Annotated in this window: 12 protein-coding genes; 8 read left to right on the top strand and 4 right to left on the bottom strand. The window is 37.6% G+C overall.

Annotated features, from left to right (window positions below; genetic code table 11):
* The first annotated feature begins 341 nt into the window (after window positions 1–341).
* The 4 genes from QM524_RS19940 to QM524_RS19925 all read left to right on the top strand — a co-directional run bounded on the left by QM524_RS19940 (window position 342) and on the right by QM524_RS19925 (window position 5,600).
* Window positions 342–1,037: a CPBP family glutamic-type intramembrane protease gene (locus QM524_RS19940; RefSeq protein ID WP_283345897.1), complete on the top strand. Its 696-nt coding sequence runs from the start codon at window positions 342–344 to the stop codon at window positions 1,035–1,037.
* Between the two features lie 59 nt (window positions 1,038–1,096).
* Window positions 1,097–1,858, top strand: a complete 762-nt coding sequence (locus QM524_RS19935; protein WP_283345896.1) for a DUF4262 domain-containing protein — start codon at window positions 1,097–1,099, stop codon at window positions 1,856–1,858.
* Between the two features lie 184 nt (window positions 1,859–2,042).
* Window positions 2,043–3,398, top strand: a complete 1,356-nt coding sequence (locus QM524_RS19930; RefSeq protein WP_283345895.1) for a M24 family metallopeptidase — start codon at window positions 2,043–2,045, stop codon at window positions 3,396–3,398.
* A 255-nt stretch (window positions 3,399–3,653) separates the two neighbouring features.
* A complete protein-coding gene (locus QM524_RS19925) occupies window positions 3,654–5,600 on the top strand; it encodes a tetratricopeptide repeat-containing sensor histidine kinase (RefSeq protein ID WP_283345894.1) in 1,947 nt (648 codons plus the stop codon).
* Here the strand turns inward: QM524_RS19925 and QM524_RS19920 are convergent.
* A complete protein-coding gene (locus QM524_RS19920; RefSeq protein ID WP_283345893.1) occupies window positions 5,597–7,651 on the bottom strand; it encodes a M48 family metallopeptidase in 2,055 nt (684 codons plus the stop codon). The two genes, QM524_RS19925 and QM524_RS19920, sit on opposite strands and share 4 nt — an antisense overlap.
* A 296-nt stretch (window positions 7,652–7,947) precedes the next feature.
* Here QM524_RS19920 and QM524_RS19915 point away from each other — a divergent pair, with 296 nt between their 5' ends.
* The 4 genes from QM524_RS19915 (at window position 7,948) to pheT (ending at window position 16,662) form a co-directional block, all read left to right on the top strand.
* Window positions 7,948–9,921, top strand: coding sequence for a hypothetical protein (locus QM524_RS19915; RefSeq protein ID WP_283345892.1), 1,974 nt, complete (start codon window positions 7,948–7,950; stop codon window positions 9,919–9,921).
* 200 nt (window positions 9,922–10,121) lie between these two features.
* On the top strand, window positions 10,122–12,086 hold the full coding sequence (locus QM524_RS19910; protein ID WP_283345891.1) for a transglutaminase domain-containing protein: 1,965 nt from the start codon (window positions 10,122–10,124) through the stop codon (window positions 12,084–12,086).
* A gap of 4 nt (window positions 12,087–12,090) precedes the next feature.
* The gene (locus QM524_RS19905; RefSeq protein ID WP_283345890.1) at window positions 12,091–14,007 is read left to right on the top strand and encodes a DUF3857 domain-containing transglutaminase family protein; all 1,917 of its coding nucleotides are present in this window, start codon (window positions 12,091–12,093) and stop codon (window positions 14,005–14,007) included.
* Window positions 14,008–14,238: 231 nt separating this feature from the next.
* Window positions 14,239–16,662 carry a phenylalanine--tRNA ligase subunit beta gene (gene pheT, locus QM524_RS19900; protein WP_283345889.1) on the top strand — a complete coding sequence of 808 codons (2,424 nt, stop codon included), beginning with the start codon at window positions 14,239–14,241 and terminating at the stop codon, window positions 16,660–16,662.
* Between the two features lie 191 nt (window positions 16,663–16,853).
* Here the strand turns inward: pheT and QM524_RS19895 are convergent, their stop codons facing one another.
* The 3 genes from QM524_RS19895 to QM524_RS19885 form a co-directional block, all read right to left on the bottom strand.
* Window positions 16,854–17,120, bottom strand: a complete 267-nt coding sequence (locus QM524_RS19895) for a hypothetical protein (RefSeq protein ID WP_166550354.1) — start codon at window positions 17,118–17,120, stop codon at window positions 16,854–16,856.
* A 97-nt stretch (window positions 17,121–17,217) separates the two neighbouring features.
* Window positions 17,218–18,159: a metallophosphoesterase gene (locus QM524_RS19890; RefSeq protein WP_283345888.1), complete on the bottom strand. Its 942-nt coding sequence runs from the start codon at window positions 18,157–18,159 to the stop codon at window positions 17,218–17,220.
* A 419-nt stretch (window positions 18,160–18,578) separates the two neighbouring features.
* Complete coding sequence (locus QM524_RS19885) at window positions 18,579–19,394, bottom strand: aldo/keto reductase (RefSeq protein WP_283345887.1); 816 nt, start codon at window positions 19,392–19,394, stop codon at window positions 18,579–18,581.
* Window positions 19,395–19,441: the final 47 nt, after the last annotated feature.

Genomic DNA, 19,441 nt, shown 5'->3' with positions numbered 1-19,441 from the left:
TTACACAACGAAGCTCAAGAAGGGTGTTTTGTTTTTTATAATCTATAGACTCATACTACCCCAATAGTCATGTGGACTAACGAAATAATCGTCTCTCTTCTTTAGGGAACTTCCTCTAAAGAATCAAATGCACAGATCTAACACAGGTATACTGTAAGTTGTGCACTGTTAATGGAGTAAAGTAAAGCATATTATTTCTTTAAACTTTAAACCTGTAATTTTTAGGAAAGCTTACATATCTTAACGATAAGTATTTGTGAAGATACCGAGGATGTGGGATAAATTGCTATATTTGAATAGGCAGATTTTTCTTTCAAGTACATTTAAAAACTTCACAAAATATGACAAAATCTACTACGCTACACATTCTTACATTTTTTGGATTGGCCTTTGGTCTAACATTTGCCTTTAGCAAACTTCCGCCGATTATATTATATGATATCGACTTCAAAGAAATCCTGTGTGGTATGGGGCCTTTGCTGGGAGGATTAGTTTGTTATCAGGTATATGGGATATCTACTTCCTATTCAGTTGCTGGAACACAGCCTATCAAAATTTGGGCTATGGTAGGATTAGTTTCCTTAACGTTTCTACTAACGAATACTGGTACTTCATTGAGTACTAGCTTACCCTTTATGCTTTCTCAAATGTTGTACTGCTTTGGAGAAGAATACGGTTGGAGACATTATCTACAAACTGTTACTAACCCACTCCATAAATGGCTTCAGCCATTTGTCATCGGATTAATTTGGTTTGTTTGGCATTTTGCTTGGTTACCTGAGCCATTAAAAGCATTGCTAGGTCAAAACTTCAATGCACCATTACCTATCGGCATTATTACAGGCATTGTTTCGCTAGCCTTGTTTTCAATGTTTTTGGGATGGACTATCCAAAAAACAGGTGCAGTGCTAATACCAACATTAATACATTTTGCTACGAAATCAAATTCTGGCACTCTCTTGGCAACCATAATTGTTGTTGTCCTTGGCATTATTACTTGGGATACTTTTAGCTTGGGGAAGGCGATGCGAAAATAATTCTTATCAAATGTCAATTCTACATTAATATTTAAGCTACTTTTTGTAAACCTATAAAAATGAAAAACGAACCTCATTGTATCAATAAAAACGACTTACTCGAACGAACCAAGCAAGATATTGTGCAATTTGGGCTTCAGGTAATATCGGTTACCTCAACTGACTATTCGCCTTCTTTTTCTTACAGTATTGGCTTGACCCAAACATACCAACATCCCGAAATTATTTGCTTTGGATTGTCTAGCAGTTTAGGTCATGAAATAATCAATGACATTGCTTCTATGATTAAAAATGGAACAATATTCGAAGAAGGGGAAATTTATACAGATATCTTTCAAGATAGTAGAGCTACTTTTTTATCGGTTGATGCAAGTAATTTGGAATATTATTTTGGCGCAGGACTAAACTATTATCAGGATAAATCTTTTGAAGCTTTGCAGCTCGTTTGGACTGACCGAAATGATTTATTTCCTTGGGAGGATAATTTTGAAGAGGAGTTTTTGTATCAACAGCCTTTACTCGACAGAAATACAGCATTCAAGTTTAATGAGCCGCCGCATTTGAGCATTTTTACGACTCGCCAGTGGCTTGAAGAACATAAGCCGATTTTAAGGGTGGTACATGATCATGATGGTGATTGGCAGTTTTTGACAGGAGACCAAATACCCAAAGATATACGAGTCGTATCTCTTTCTGAAATAGTTCGCAGTGACCATACCTTAAATGAGGTCTTCGACCTAGAATACGGCGAAGATGCCGAAAGAGCATCCGTTGGTGAAGCATGGGAAAGAAATTCACTAGAAGAATATGAGGAGGAGTAGAGGATTAGGTTAAAGATAAAGAACGTATTTCTAAACCTTGCTAAAAATAACCGTATTCAAAAAATTAAATTGTTCTACATCACTTCACCCATTTTCAAAACTCATGTTTCTGGTTTAGATTTAGGGAAAATTCACACTATCAACAAATTGTGGTGTTTTCACCTCAACTTACTTCCAAACTATCATGAGAAAACTTTTCCTAATGCTGGCAGTCCTGCTCGGTATTGCTCCTGCTTTTTCACAAGAAATCCCTAAAATTTTACCACTGAAAGAACGTGCTGTATTACAGGATGAATTGCTTGATGAGCGTTTCAAAAGCGTATTGCCTAATCTGATGCGCAAAAATGGAATCGATATGTGGGTCATCATTGCTAGAGAATACAACGAAGATCCTGTTATCAAAACCATGTTGCCATCTACTTGGCTCAATGCTCGTCGCCGTACCATTTTGGTTATCTATGACAAAGGTGAGTCACAAGGACTTGAGGCCTTGGCTGTGGCTCGTTACAATGTAGGCACTATCTTCAAATCGGCTTGGCAACCCGAAAAAGAAGCGAATCAATGGAAGCGCCTTATACAAATCATCGAAGAAAGAAAACCTAAGAAAATCGCCCTAGACGTATCTGAGCAGTACGCACATGCCGATGGTTTGAGTCACTCAGAACATGAAGCTTTGATGAGCAATATGCCTGCTGAGTACAAAAGTAAAGTTACTTCTGCTGAGCGCCTTTGTGTGGGCTGGCTCGAAACTCGTACGCCACGCGAAATTGCTTTGTATGAAATGTTGGATAGAATCACCCATCAAATTATTGCGGAGGCATTTTCTGAAAAAGTCATTATTCCTGGGGTAACTACTACCGACGATGTGGTGTGGTATTTACGTGAGCGTGTGGCTGAGTTGAGGCTAGATACATGGTTTCACCCAACGGTAGATATCCAACGCCCCGACCCAGATAAAGTCAACTGGCCGTATGACCGTCGTCCCGATGTGGAGGTAATTATGCCAGGTGATTTATTGCATTGCGATTTTGGGATTACGTATTTACGTCTCAATACCGACGTACAAGAAATGGCGTATGTCTTGCGCCCCGATGAAAAACAAGTGCCCGATTATTTGAACAAAGCCTTTTCTGCGGGCAACAGATTACAGGATATCATGACTGGATTTTTTAAGGTAGGAATGACGGGCAATCAGATTTTAGCGCTATCGCTTCGCAAGGCTGAACAAGATGGTGTTGTAGCTCAGATTTATTCGCATCCAGTGGGGTATCACGGACATGCGGCTGGTCCTGCCATTGGAATGTGGGATATGCAAGGTGGTGTGCCTGGTACGGGAGAGTACTCCATTAATGAGAATACAGCCTATGCTGTCGAACTAAATGCCAAGGTAAAAATACCTGAATGGGGCAACAAAGAAGTACGCGTAATGTTGGAAGAGCAAGGGCTTTTTATCAACGGAAAGGTACATTATATTGACGGACGCCAGAAAACCATACTCACTATTCCGAGGCGACAAAAAATAGATCATTTAGGTCAATAATGACTTAGAAAAAAGGGTTTGAGAATGATTTTTCAAACCCTTTTTTTGTAAAAAATGAATCTTATTAAATGGTGTAATTAGACAATGTAATATTTTTGAATAAAATTTACTTTGATTAAAATGGATATTTTGCGTTTGTGTATTTGTGTGTTGGTTTTTTTAGCTGAGATAGATGAAGAAATTCCTTGTGGTTTCGGAAAAACTCTGTAACTTACTTTTGATTCCGAGCTTATTAAATATTCTAAGCATGAGCTAATGTTTTTAAGATTAATACTTTTAACCGTCATCATTACTCCGTATACCACTTTTTCACAACAAAAAAAGCTAGATAGCTTACTTTTGGTGTGGAAAAAAGACTCTGTTCGTATAGCTCAAGCTCCTGATTCAAATGATGTCAAATTATTGAATTCGATAGGCTATGAATACATGCAGAGGGCATCGGCTAATACCATAAAACTTTCAAATACGGCCTTTATTCTTGCTGAAAAAATCAAATATGATAAAGGACAAACAACAGCTCTTGCCAATCTTGCTCGATATTATTATGTCAAATGTGATTATGAGCTTTCGTTAAGATATCTTCTAAAATCTTCAGCCATCAGTGACTACATTCAGGATTTGGATGGAAAAGCTGGTATGACCAATCTTTTGGCACTTATTTATCTTGCTCAAAAAAAATATATTCCAGCCAAGAAAGAACTATATACAGCTATCAGTCTGAATAAAAAGCTCAATAACTCTCAACGGTTAGCAGCAAACTACTTCAATCTGGCTCTGGCAAGTAAAGAGCTCAAACAGTCAGATAGTACCTATTACTATATTCAGTTATCCAAAAAACTTGCTGTTAAAAATAATGATGATCATCTTATTGCGATGTGTAACAATCGTTTAGGGGAATTCCATTGTTCTAAAGGTCGTTCAGAAGAGGCTGTTTTTTATTATACTTCAGTCATTAAGAATCCAAAGTACCAGAATGATTGGGAGAATAGCTTTGCCTACACAGGTTTAGCCAAATGTTTTTACTCAAAAAAGAAGTACAACGATGCCGTTTCATATGCCCATAAAGGTTTAGAACTGGCCCAAAAAACCAATACGCTTTGGGATATCCACATGGCGCTTAAGGTGCTTCACGAAGCTTATCACGCTGCAGGAAAAGATGCTTTAGCTTACAAATATCAAACTTTAGAAAAGCAGTATAGTGATAGTCTTTCTAATGAAAAAACAGAAATTGAGTTAACAAGCTTATCCCTCAAGCGCAAGCAGGCCGAAAATGATGCTTTGATGCGTAGAAATCAGGTAGTACAGCAAAAGGCTGCAAATAGCCAAATGCTGATGATATTAATTGCTTCGGTTTCGGCATCTTTATTTATTATTTTAGGATTGAATATCTGGAATACGCGTAAAAAACAGCGCTTGTATGATGATATTCAGGAAAAATCTGAACAAATTTTAGCCCAAAGCCACTTGATTGAAAAACAGAACGCAGAGCTTTTGGAGTCAAATAGAACAAAAAATAAGCTTTTTTCGATTATAGGTCATGATTTGCGTTCGCCTTTTGCTACCATCTTGGGCAGTTTTAAAATGTTTAAAGCTGGGTATTTGGGTGAAGCTGAAAAAGAAATGATTTTAGATAAAATCTATGAACAGGTAAGTGCTACTTCCGAAATGATTGACCACTTGTTAACTTGGGCTAATAGTCAAAAAGAAGGTCTAAAAACCCAAAAGCAAGAGTTCTGTTTGAGCCAAAAAATGGAACAGATTATGGAGGTGTTTACTAATACTGCCGAAAGCAAACAAATCTCGCTTACACATGAGTATGCCGAGCCTGTGTATATATTTGCCGACCCCGACCAAGTTCATATCCTTTTTCAGAATCTTATAGCCAATGCTATCAAATTTACCAAGCCCCAAGGAAAGGTAGAAATATCATATCAAACAAGCTCAACCCATTTGTTGGTAGTTGTGAAAGATAATGGCATTGGAATGTCACCAGAAAAACTCTCTCAATTATTCACGATGACTGGCAAAGGGATATCGACCTATGGAACCAACTATGAAAAAGGCTTAGGTATAGGATTGTCTTTAGTCAAACAATTTGCTGACCTTAATGGTGCTAGTATTTCGGTAAAAAGCGAAGAAAATAAAGGGACAGAATTTATCATATCATTTAACATACCCATTTCTATGGAGAAAACTGTTTAATTCAATGGTTCTTTCAGGTATACTAATTGCTCCTGCAAAAAGCTTCGTTTTTCTTCAAAAAATACCTTCCATTCCATTTTTTCGAAGATTTGTATGGCCGTAAAAAGAATATTTAGCGCTTTTGTGTCGTATTCTGGATTACTAAAATAAACAAAAGTCCCATCCAAAAACGTTTGACAAGAAGCTCGGTCTTCCTCTTCCCAATAGGATTGCCAGCGTCCCACTTCGAGTAAGTGTTGAAGAGCCGATTTAAGTTCTTTCTCGATTGGAATAAAATCTTCAAACTGCTGGGTGATTTCTTCAAATGGGGTATTTACATGAGTAAACTGCAAGGCAATATATATTTTTTGAACTAACTCATAATTTTGCTCATGTAGGTGCTTAGTTTCTGTGAGTAATGATAATGCTGTTTCGTATTGTTCTCCATGACCCTGAGCTGTAGCACGTTGAAAACTGAGCACCGAAACCTTTTGTTCATGCTCAAACAAGGTTTTTGTACCCGTTTCTAAGGCTTTTTGTAAATCTTCGAGGAGCTTATTAATCTCCGATTTCGCAACTCTTTTATTGTCATATTCGATAAAATCTGGTAGTTCAGTCGATGCCGTAAGTTGATGAAGCTTGTTAATATCATTGTTCAGAATCGTTATAGCTTCCAACTTGTTGAATATTGCAGCTGAAAATAGGCTTTCTGGTTCAATTTTGGCATTTTTTAAAGATTCTTCTAATGGCGCAGGATGACGCCAATCAAAATATCCTTTGTATTCGGGCGCATAGCTGTTATGTGTTTTTTCTTCCTGTAGGTTATCCACAAATTGTTCATAACTCACCAACTCTGTAGCTTTATCGTATTGCACCAATGCAAATAATTGTGCTGTTTGATGTTGCAAAATATCCTGTGGGTTTTGTAATAAATGAATTGCTAAATCACGATGCACTTGTTGCTGCTGGATATTGAGTTTGTGAAGATGTTGTACTCTTTCATTCATGCTCGGGTGAGTTGCCCATTGGTCTTCAACCACGAGTTTGGACTGGTTAATTTTATCAAACTTTTCCAAAGTAACTTGCGGTAACTCTTGGAAAATAGGTACCTCATTGGCTTCGGAAATTGATTTCATAACCCAGCTCTGTTGTGGATAAATATTGTTAGTAATCTGCGCTTTACTGATATTTCTTTCATAATAATTTAAAACAGTATAATAGGCAGTATTTGACAAATCAATTCTTAAAAGGGCATTTGCCAGTGCATCAGACCCTGCCACATGGGCAGCGATGGCATCGGCATGAAACTCCATTTCTCTCGAAAGTTTGAGGTAATTAAGATTAATTAGTTTGTAGAAAAACTGAAGGATTTTCTGGATACCGATAATGATATAAATTGCCACACGCACTCCCAAGCTTATAATCCAATGAAGATTTGCCCATTTGTCAATCAAAGATCCAAACGAATCATTTTGAAATAAAAGGTTGTGAATTACCTGATTGGCATAATACACATAGCTACCGATTTTCATAGACTTTTGAGAAAAGTGCCCAAATTCATGAGCTAGCACTGCTTTTAGCTCATCTTGGGTCATGCTATTCATCAGTCCAATACCTATTTGAAGGTTCTTTTTAATCGGCAAAAACATACTCAAAAAGTTTGAGTCATAAAACACAGAAGCATTGACATCGGCAGTGAGATATACTTTTTTAGGAAAACTCGTACCTACTTGCATGACGATTTCGTCGATAAGCGCAAAGAGCTGTGGCTGGTCGTTTCTTGTAATTTCGGTATAGCCATCAAGATTAGTTTTATTTTTACTGAAGACAAATTTCACCAGAAAAATCAAGACTAATATTCCAATGCTGATAATACCTGCCCCCAGAAGGATTGTCCAGATGCTCACTTTTAAAGCCATTATACTTATTCCAAGCATACTAAGTACCGCTGTTAAACCAAGAGCAAGGAAAAACAAGGCGATATAAACCACTATAAAAATGAAGATAGATATGGAGGCTTTTAGTGCCGCATCTTTGAAGGTTTTTGATGGAGGAACAACAATTGTACGCATGGTGAAACTATTGAGTTGGAACTAGATTTAGGGCAATATAATCAAATGAAGGTTGTTACAAACATACTGTAATATTCAATAAAACAAACACGCATGGAGCTTTTAAATATTAAACGAAATGTTATTTTATATTCTTGAAAAAGTCTAAAATAAAGTATAGCAAATAAGCAAAAATATTTTTGATAAATAGCCTTAATAGCCTCTTAATCAGAATCCCTAAATATTTATATACAAATTGTTGCTGAAGTTTTTTATTTTCTCTAAAATTGAATAAATAAACTAACTTTTCATACAAAATGAATTATTTTTCTGCACTTAAGTTTAAGGTATTGCTAATTGCTTTAATCTTCAGTTTTAATGGCCTTATGGCTCAGAAATCTCCGATTAAATTCGGCGATATTCCCACATCAGACCTCGAAGCCAAAGTTTACGCTATCGACTCATCTGCCTCAGCGGTGATTCTTTGTGACTATGCAACCTTGACTTATGCCTACTATTCTTCTGGTCTAAAGACCATGTTTACTCATCATCGTCGTATCAAGATATTAAAAAAATCTGGTTATGACTGGGCTACCTTCGAGACAATGACCAGAGGAGGAAGCCAAGAATCTATTTCAGGGATCAAAGGGGCAACGTACCGTTTGGTTGGAGGTAAAGTTCAGGTTGACAAATTGGAAAAATCAGCCATTTTTGAGAACAAATCTGATAAAAACTTTACATCTCACAAGTTTACACTTCCCAACGTTCAGGAAGGAAGCGTGGTAGAGTTTACGTATCAGATACAATCCAATTACGATACCGAGATTCCAACGTGGCGTTTTCAGCACTCTATTCCTACTCTCTGGAGTGAGTATTGGGTAAATGCTCCCAATTTTTACGTGTTTAGATTGCACACGCAAGGGTATGAGCCTTTTGTTATTTCAAAGCAAGACCAATCGAGTATCATGCTTGAAGGCTCAAGTTATGCAAGTACCGAATATCATCTGGCGGTAAAAGATGCTCCTGCTATCAAAGAAGAGCCTTATACGACTACGATAGAGGACTTTACTGCTAAAATACAGTTTGAAATCGCAGCCTATGTGCCACCCAATGGCATTAGTAAAAGTTTTTCCTTAACATGGGAAAATTTGGATGCAGCATTATTGGGCTATGACTCGTTTGGTAAACTTGCCAAACCTGATGGCGCCGTCAGAGATATTGTACCTTTTCTAAAACGGACAGATTCAGATACTTTAGCACATTTAAACAAAGTACTTGATTATGTTCAGAAAGCTGTACTCTGGAATGGTGAGGCTAGTATGTATGGATCCAATACTCGTAAAAAAGTATTAGAAAGCAAGCTAGGAAACTCAGCAGACTTGAATCTTTTGTTGGTAGCTATTTTGAAAGAACTCAAATACGAAGCTCAACCCCTGATTTTAAGCACACGTAATCATGGTATGGTCAATGAGTCGCAGGTACTAGAAAAACGCTTTAATTATGTGGTAGCTGGCGTTTTGATGCCTAATCAGCAATGGTTGTTATTAGATGCCACCGATCCTATGTGTAAAGCAGGTAGCGTGCCATTTCGTTGTCTTAATCAGCAAGGAAGAATCGTGGCATCGGGCACTGGAGAATGGGTTGAAATTACCCCGAAAGAAAAATATACTGCCGCCCAAAGCGTATTGGTCACCGTAAAAGCCAATGGCGATGCTGAGATAAAGGGAGATTTACTTTTTCAAGGGTATGCAGCTATGGCTATGCGCAAAGTCTATCAGAAGGAAGGTGAAAAAGCTTTAGGTGAATACCTGAAAAAGGAATATCCCAACCTTCAGTTCAAATCCTTCAAAGTGACAGGTCAGAGCAAATATGAAGATGCTTTTACTATTTCTATTGATGCCGAAGTATCAGAAGCTGTCAATATCCTTGGGGAGCGTATGTATATCAAACCTAGCTTTGGCTTAATCGATACCGAAAACCCTTTCCATAATAAAGACCGCAAGTTTCCTGTCAACTTTGGGTATTTGCAAGACGATCTTTCTACCATTATGATCAATCTTCCTGAGGGGTATGCGGTAGAAGAATTGCCCAAATCAGTAAAAGCTGTTACGCCCGACAAAATGGTCAATTATACATATCAAATACTTGCCAATGGCAATCAGATTGCATTTATGAATAAGTTATTTGTCAAGAAAACCTATTTCTATGCAGAAGAATATCACGATTTAAGACAAGTATTTGATTTGATAGAACAACGTAACCTCCAACAGATTGTGTTGAAGAAGAAGTAAGCCTGATAATAGATACATCGACCCTACAACTTTGAGAATATCATAGCCATGATTTACCAATTTTTCTATAAGAAAGATTGGTAAATCATGTGTTTTAAGCGCTTCGGTTTTCTGCTTTTCTCAAAATATCTTTTCTGAATTGTTCAATTCAAAATCAATTCTATCCGAGCATATTCTTTCCCAAATAAACCTTAACACTAATGAAAAAAGTAACTATTTTACTACTAATGCTTTCGATGGCTTTTATGGCCAATGCCCAACGAGAACTACCCACCTTTCCTGATGTAAAAGTAGAGGATTTGAAGAAAAAAGAATATGCCAAGGATTCTTCTGCTGAGGCTTATATCATGATGAATTATGGAAATGGATGGGTTTATAAAAACTCGGAAGGAGGATATGAAATCGCCTATCAATACTTTACCAGAATCAAAGTCTTGAAAAAAAGTGCTTTCGAACGTGCCACAAAAACACTCTTCCTCTACAAAGATGATAACCAACAAAATATAGAGACAATCGAAAACGTAAAAGGTAGAACCTACAATTTTGCAAATGATGGAATAACAATTGAAGAGCTCGATCCCAAGGACGTATTTAAAGGAAAATATGACAAATCTTATGATAAGGTAAGTTTCACTTTACCCAAAGTAAAAGAAGGCTCCATCATTGAATATTCTTATGTGGTTCGGTCGCCGTATCCTTTCAAACCTAAGGATTGGTATTTTCAGTATAATATCCCTTGTGAGCGAAGTGAATATACCTTTAGTTCTCCAACCAATTTGGCTTATCGTATTTTGATGCAGGCTTGTGATGGAAAACTTTCATTTGATAAATGCGCAACCGCCGACGAGTATCGCACTTGCCAATGGTTGATGTTGAATGTTCCCGCCCTCAATCGTGAAAAGTATGTTGCCAACTTGGATGATTATACTCGAAAAATCCACTTTGAGCTGGCTGAATACATTGTGGATGGCATGAGTAAACCTAAAAACCTTTCCATAGATTGGCCTGCTTTTGACAAGCAATTATTAATTGACGAGGATTTGGGGGGAAGAATTGGTAAAATCTCAGCTTTTGATGCCACGGCTCAAAGTCTCAAAACCCAAAAAACAGATACGCTTGAATTGGCAAAAGAAGTTTATAAATATGTGCAAAGTAATTTTACTTGGGACGGTAATAAATATCTATTTACCAAAAACCCATTGAAGGAAGTATTCAAAAATAAAACAGGCTCAGGTACTGAGCTGAATTTATTGCTCATTTCGCTACTTCGTCAGGTCGGAATAGAGGCCAATCCTGTAGTAATTAGCACCCGTGAGCATGGTCGGATATGGAAAGATTATCCTATGATTACTAGATTCAATTATACTTTAGCTCATGTCAATATCAAAGGGAAGGACGTCTTGTTAGATGTAACTGATAAAAACCTTCGCTGGGGACTATTACCAAGTTTTTGTATGGTGGGCGAAGGTCGTTTATTAATTAGTAATAAATCTCAATGGCTTCCTATTCGTACACCTGAGAAAAGTGGAGAAATGATTAATATGGAATTTACATTTGGAGAAAAAGAATCAGAACTTGAGAGCCAAATTACTTATGCTGGGGTCGGGTACCAAGCCATCGACTACCGCACCGAATACAATACTTTAGGCAAGGACAAGTTTGCAGAAAAATTTCGTAAAAAACTTTCTACTATCGACAAAGCTTTGGTAGAATTTGAGGGCTTTTCAAGTACAGATACGGATGTTCAGCCTGTAATAGCTGTGACAGGGAAAAATCCAGAGGGATATAGTGTTGTGAATGGGAAAATTTACCTTAAAACCATTCCTTATGATGGCACCACCGAGCATCCTTTTGTTAGTACCGAAAGAGCTTTTCCTATTGATTTTACCTATCCTACCGAAGAGACTATTACCTGCAAATATACCATTCCTGATAATTATGCAGTCGTAGAACTTCCTAAGGCTATTAGAGTAACACTTCCCGACGATGGCGGTAGATTTAACTTTTCGGTTGCTCAATATCAAGGCGGTGAAGTCATAATCGTAACCAGCCAAATACAACTCAAAAAATCAATTTATGGTGTAGACGAATATCAAGCCATCCGTACGGTTTATGACCATATTGTGGCTAAACACAATGAAATGATTGTTCTTCAAAAAAAATAATACTATGATGCTCACTACACGATTACTAAAAGTTTTCTTACTACTATGCTTTGTTTATCCTATTACTGCTCAAACAGTGGTTTGGAATGTACAAGGTATTCCAGAAAAATTAAAGGAAAAAGCTCATGCTGTAATTCGTACAGATGAGAATGTTTTGTTGGTGAAAAATGAAGGTTTTTTAACTCGAAAAAAACATACAGTTATCACCATTCTCGACGAAGAGGGACTCAAATATGGGCATCTTTATATTGACTATAATAAACTTTCGAAAGTGACCGACCTCGAAGGCGTACTTTACGATGCTGCTGGCAATAAGCTTCGTAAGCTCAAAAAAGAGGAAATAAACGACATAGGTAACGTATCAGAGACCAATCTCTTCGATGATTATCGTTATAAATCGGTACAATTCAACTATGCGAACTTTCCATTTACGGTAGAGTATTCCTACGAAGTGTCCGATAAGAGAATGGCCTTCTATGAATCATGGTTTCCTGGAGATGATACCGACGATGTGTCAGTACAAGCCAGTAGCTTACAAATAGAGATGCCTGCCAATATGCAATTACGATATAAGGAAATCAATGGCGTGGCATCGGTCGAAAAATCTCAGAATGGTGCTAATACGGTGTATAAATGGAAAGTTAGTAATCTCCCGATTAAGGCTCATGAGCCTTATGCTCCAGCTTGGTCTGAGCGTGGCCCGGGCGTATGGACAGCTCCTGCTACGTTTGAAATGGATGGTTATAAAGGTGATTTTTCTACTTGGCAAAAAGTTGGAGAGTTTGATAATTTGCTCAACAAAGGAAGAGAAACCTTACCTCCTAGAGTAGTGAATGAAATCCAGACACTTGTCAAAGGAGAAACGACACAAGAAGCAAAAGTTAAAAAGGTATATGAATACCTTCAACAACATACCCGATATATTAGTATCCAGTTGGGTATTGGGGGCTTGCAACCTTTTGAGGCATCTTTAGTAGCCGAAAAAGGATATGGAGACTGTAAGGCACTAAGTTTTTTTACAAAAGCTATGTTGAAAACTATTGGTATCGAGTCTCATTATGCGTCAATTAAAGCAGGGGGGGCCACAGCGGATATTCTGACAGACTTCCCAGCGCAACAGTTTAACCATGTGATTTTGTGTGTGCCAATGCCCAAGGATACCATTTGGCTTGAGTGTACCTCTCAGACAAATCCTTTTGGATACTTATCCAATTTTACCGCTAATCGACATACGCTCTTAGCAACACCGAGTGGTGGTGTTTTAGTAAAAACTCCAGCTTTATCTGCAAAAGACAATCAAGTGAGCCGAAAAGTTAAAATGGAATTAGGTGCTGATGGTTCTGCAAAGGTAAAGATTGATGCCAGCTTCAAAGGTATTTTTTATGATGATATGATAGGGTTAATTCATGAAAATAATCAAGAAAAGACCACTACATCTTTGCTGAAAAACTTCTATTTGGGTAATGCTCAATTAAGCAAAATTGCTTTGCAGGAAAATAGAGATAAAATCCCAAGTGTTCAAGTTGCTTTTGATGCCGATTTAAAAAAACTAACCTCTCCAAGTGGGTCGAGGCTGTTTGTTACTCCTGATATCTTCTTCAAAGAAGACGGTGTACCATCATCAGGCTCCGAGCCCCGTACGATGGATGTCGAGTTATTTAATAATATCTCTTATAACGACGAGATTGAAATTCAACTTCCGACTTACCAAGCGGTGGAGGCATTGCCAACCGATGTAAGCTTCACGTCAAAATTTGGAACCTTCCAAGTAAAGTACCAATTACAGGGCAACAAATTATTATTGACTCGCAAGTTTACACGCAATAATGGAAAATATAAGGCTAACGACTTTGCAGAATTGATTGATTTCTATAAAAAAATCTCAAAAGCAGACCGAGCGCAAATGGTTTTGAAGTTGTAAAAACCCTTTAATAATCCCTTAATGACCAACTCCGTAAGTTTTTCAAGAACTTACGGAGTTTTTGTTTTGGTCAAGCAAGTACAAAAAGCGTAAAACTTGTAACTTTGCGCTCTCAAATACAAATACGGAAAAACAACAACTCATAATATCATTACTCAAGTATCAAAACACTTTCCCAATACTTGAGTAAACAAGATTGCACTAGCAAGGTATTATCTAATTTTATACACAATGAAAATTTCACTTAATTGGCTTAAACAGTTCATCGAAATTAATGAATCTCCCGAAGAGCTAGACCAAATGTTGACAGGTACTGGTTTGGAGGTAGAGGGTATCGAGCGTCACGATTCTATCCCAGGTGGGTTACAAGGCTTTGTTGTTGGCGAAGTACTTACTTGCGAACGATTTATGGTGAAAGAAAAACAGTTGAGCCTTACTACAGTAGATATTGGTCAAGAAACTCCCTCTCAAATTGTTTGTGGTGCCGCCAATGTTGATGCTGGTCAAAAAGTGATTGTAGCAACCGTTGGAACAACTCTTTACGACAAAGAAGGTAAGCCAGTGTTTGCTATTTCGAGTAAGAAAACTTACGGACATTTATCTGAAGGGATGATTTGTGCTGAAGACGAAATTGGTATTGGTTCTTCGCATGATGGTATTTTGGTATTGGATACAGATTTGCCAAATGGTACGCCTGCCACCAAATACTTCAACCTTGAAGCAGATTATATGATTGAAATCGGTTTGACACCAAACCGTGCCGATGCTGCATCTCACTGGGGAGTAGCTCGTGATATTAAAGCTGCTACTGGTCGTGAAATCACTTTGCCATCTATTGAGGCTTTTAAAGTAGATAATAACAATTTTCCAATCGAGCTTGTCGTGGAGGATGCGCAGGCTTGTCCTCGTTTCTGTGGGGTAACTATCGATGGCGTTGCTGTAAAGCCTTCACCAGAATGGTTGCAAAATGCCTTGATTACCATCGGTTTGCGTCCTATCAATAACATCGTTGATATTACCAATTTCATTTGTCATGGCTTGGGTCAACCAATGCACGCTTATGATTGGAGTGCTATCAAAGGTCAAAAAGTAGTGGTGAAAACTCTACCAGCAGGTACTAAGTTTACCACACTTGATGAAGTTGAACGTACTTTAGGCGAAACAGATTTGATGGTATGTAACGCTGAAGAGCCAATGGGTATTGCGGGCGTATTCGGAGGAGCAACTTCGGGTATCAAAGACGAAACAACTCGTGTATATTTGGAGGTAGCGTATTTTGATCCTGCTTCTGTTCGTAAAACAGCACAACGTCATGGTTTGAAAACGGATGCTTCTTTCCGTTTTGAACGTGGTACAGATCCAAATGCTAAATTATATGCTTTGAAATACGCTGCCTTGTTGATTCAAGAATTAGCAGGCGGTGTCATTGCTTCCGAAGTTTCGGATTTCTATCCAAATCCAATTCAAGATTTTGTAGTACCTGTAACATACAGAAATATTGATAGATTGATTGGTAAGCAATTAGGAAAAGAGCTTATCAAGTCTATTTTGGTATCGTTGGATATTCAAATTACGGAAGAAACCGAAGCTGGTTTCACTGCAATTGTTCCTCCGTATCGTGTAGATGTTACGCGTGAGGCTGATATTATTGAAGAAATCTTACGTGTGTATGGTTTCAACAATATTGAACTTTCAGAAAACTTAGGAACTGACTATCTTTCTGATTTCCCAGCGAAAGATCGTGATAAATTGCAATGGAAAATTGCAACAAGTTTGGCTGGAAGTGGTTTTTCTGAAATTATCACTAACTCATTGACAAAGCCTTCTTACGCTGCTTTGATTCAGAGTGATTTACAAGGTGAAAATGTTGAAATTCTAAACAAGTTATCAGAAGATTTGGCGGTAATGCGTCAATCAATGGTTTTCTCTGGCTTGGAAGTATTGGCTCACAATATCAATCGTCGCCAGAAGGATTTGAAATTGTTTGATTTCGGAAAAACTTATCACAAAGTCAACGAGAAATATGTTGAAAAACGCCACTTGGCGATTTACTTAACAGGTAATATTTCGGCAGAAACTTGGCAGGCAAAATCTGAAAAGATTTCATTCCACACTTTGGCGAATGTAGTTACTAAGTTGTTGAAAAGCTTAGGTTTCAAAGATTTCCAAACAAGACCAATCGAAGGTTCTGCTACTTTTGAATATGGTTTGACGTACGTAATCAACAAGAAAGAATGTGTTAGTCTGGGCTTAGTAAAAGCAAAATTGGCGAAGGCTGCCGACGTAAAACAATCTGTATTCTATGCTGATTTGGATTGGGATTACTTGTTCAAACAATACAAAGAAAACGTAGTATTTACCGAATTGTCTAAATTCCCTGAAGTTCGTCGTGACCTTTCATTGGTATTGGACAAAGAAGTTACTTTTGACCAAATCCAGAAATTGGCGAAACAATACGAGAAAAACTTGTTGCGCCAAATCAACGTATTCGACGTATATCAAGGCGAAAACTTGGGCGAGGGCAAAAAGTCTTACTCAGTAAGCTTTATCCTACAAGACAACGAACAAACATTGACAGATAAAGTAATTGACAAAACAATGGAGCGTTTAATGGCTGGATTCGAGAAAGAAATCGGAGCAGTAATTAGAAAATAAATTAGCTCTAGGCTTTTGGTTTATGGTAATGGGGTTTCGGCTTTCAGCCTAAATCCTACCACTACAAAAAAAAGCTGAGAAGATACGTCTTCTCAGCTTTTTTTTGTAGTTCATTTTATCAGTAAATAAAATTATTTATAACTGTTTCTGAAAACAGATACACCAGTAACAAATAAACGTTTACTAATGAACTATTGTAAGGCAGTACTCTTTTGGATAAGGTCTTCAATCTCCAACAAAAGCTTTTTACCAAATCCTGACCATGAGTTCATGGTGCCGTTCTGAAAAAGTTCAACCAACTGATCAAAACTCACTACATTGTGGTCTTGGAGGAAACGCTTTAAGTTTTTACTGGCGCTAAGCGTTTCTAAAAAATTTCCTGCGTTTAGTTTCTGCTCCTCGTACTCTTTAATAATCCTGAGTGCATTTAGATATTCAGAATGAGAAATTGTAGGCATTGCTGTTAATCAATAGTTTTGTGTTACACCTAAAAAGTTGTACCGTGTGCTAGTTCTAGATTCCAATGTGCTAATATACGACATTTTATGTTCCAACTTATGGTACAATTAGTTTATCTTTCGAATATAGCACTTTTCCAGTACTATCCACAAAGCTTGTGGTAATCAAATTATCCTTGATTTTGACCGATGTAAAAGCTGGAGTATTGGTACCAAAAAGCAAATAAGGATGTTCTTTGCGTACAATATCATTGGCATAGGCTGCTCCGCCACTTACCAAAAGCTCTGTGTCTAGGTCTGGTGCTTTGAGGTATTGGCTATTATGGCTATGGCTCGAAATATATAATTGTACTTTGTATTTGTTCAAAAGAGGTTTGATAATACTAATAATTTCTGCTTGATCGCCTCTTCCTGTTCCTGCCGAATACATAGGATGATGTCCTACTACAATTTTAATTTTTTCCTTACTCATACTCAAAGTACTATCTAACCATTTTAACTGTTTTTGAGTATCCTGAGACAAAATATCTGAATGCATAAAAGCATTTGTTCTGTGTTCATTAATCAGAGGGGTAGTATCAATAATTACAAATCTGACATTATTGTTGTTGGCCATTTCACGCACAAAAGTGTAATATCTATTAGGTAAAATCCATCGTTTATTGATTTTAGCATAATCAAGCTGTGCCGTAGGATTACCCATGTAATCATGATTACCAAGGGTTATATACCAGTTTTTCAAAATATTAGAACCACTATATACTTGTTCATAAGACTGTTTCCAGTGTGCATCGTTGATGTCGGCTACACCATTTTCATAAAAGTTATCACCCGTCGAGAAAATAAAGTCAATGGGTGTCAGCTTAGCCGATTTATCCATTTGTTTAGCTATCGAAGTCTGAGCATATTGTCCCATTCTTCCCCAGTCGCCCACAATATAAAAAGAGGTTTCCTTAGGTAAATCCACGGTTACTTCTTGTTTACAGCTCCAGTAAATTCCAATAGCAAGAATAAAGAGTAATAAGGTAAATTTTCTCATGTTGAATTTTCTTATTGGCGAATTTTAGATTTATACAAAATTCGATTCATTTTCGATAAAAAAGAAATGTATATGTCTGAAAAACAATAAAAACTATTCAACGGAAGGAGGGAGAGAGGGAACAGGCACAAAGAGGCAAAGGGATTTTTTGTAGAGACGCAATGCTTGCGTCTAGGATGGGGAACAGGCACAGAGGCACAGAGGGATTTTTGGGTAGAGACGCAATGCTTGCGTCTGGAGGGAACAGGCACAAAGGTACAGAGGCACAAAGGGGGTTTCAGTAGAGACGCAATGCTTACATCTAGTATTTGATAGCTTTTTTCACACTTTGTGCCTTTGTGCCTCTTTGCCTTTGCTCCTATACCATCCCCCTGCTCCTTTGCTCCTATACCATCCCCCTGCTCCTTTGCCCCTAAAAATCAATAAAACATCTCCATAGGATCATCGACAACTCTCAATTGTTCATCAAAACTATCAATCAAAAGCATATCTTCAGAAGAAATAACAAAATCAAATACATCAAAATTTTCTCGTATGCGTTTAAGATTGGATGATTTCGGAATAGTAGAAACCCCATGCTGGAGTGCCCAGCGTAAAATGATTTGGGCGGGACTTTTGCCGTATTTTTCAGCCAAAGCCACAAGTCTTGGGTCATTCATCTTTTGTCCACGAATTAAAGGCGTATAGGCTTGCAACTGAATACCTTTTACTTGACATTCGGTTAATAAATCTTCAAGAAATAAATAGGGACTAAACTCCACTTGGTTAACAGCAGGTATAATATTGGCATATCCAGAAAGTTCCTCTAAAAATGGAGAAAGGTAATTTGCCACCCCAACCGAGCGCACCAACCCCTCTTGATATAGATGCTCAAGAGCCAACCATGTTTCTTTTCGAGTTGCTTTCACAGGCCAATGCACCAAATACAAATCGATATAATCAATCGAAAGTTTTTTGAGACTTTGCTCAAAAGCCTTTAAGGTATTATCATAACCTTGGTCGTTGTTATGGACCTTGGTTGTCACAAACAATTCGCTTCTCTGGATATTACTTCGACGTATGGCATTACCGATTTCTATCTCATTTTCATACATCGAAGCCGTATCAATTAATCGATAACCTGTCTCAATCGCCCATTCCACGGCCTGCTCCGCTTCTTGATTGTACATATCATATACGCCAAGTCCTAGCAAAGGCATTGTTTGTCCTGTATTTAAAGTTGTATATAACTGCATGGTTTTAGATTATTTGTGTATTGGAGATTGAGTGATTTTATTAAATA

This window comes from Flectobacillus roseus, from assembly GCF_030056595.1.
GTDB lineage: Bacteria > Bacteroidota > Bacteroidia > Cytophagales > Spirosomataceae > Flectobacillus > Flectobacillus roseus.
Note: the sequence above shows the minus strand (reverse complement) of the source record. Positions and strands in the feature narration are given on the sequence as shown.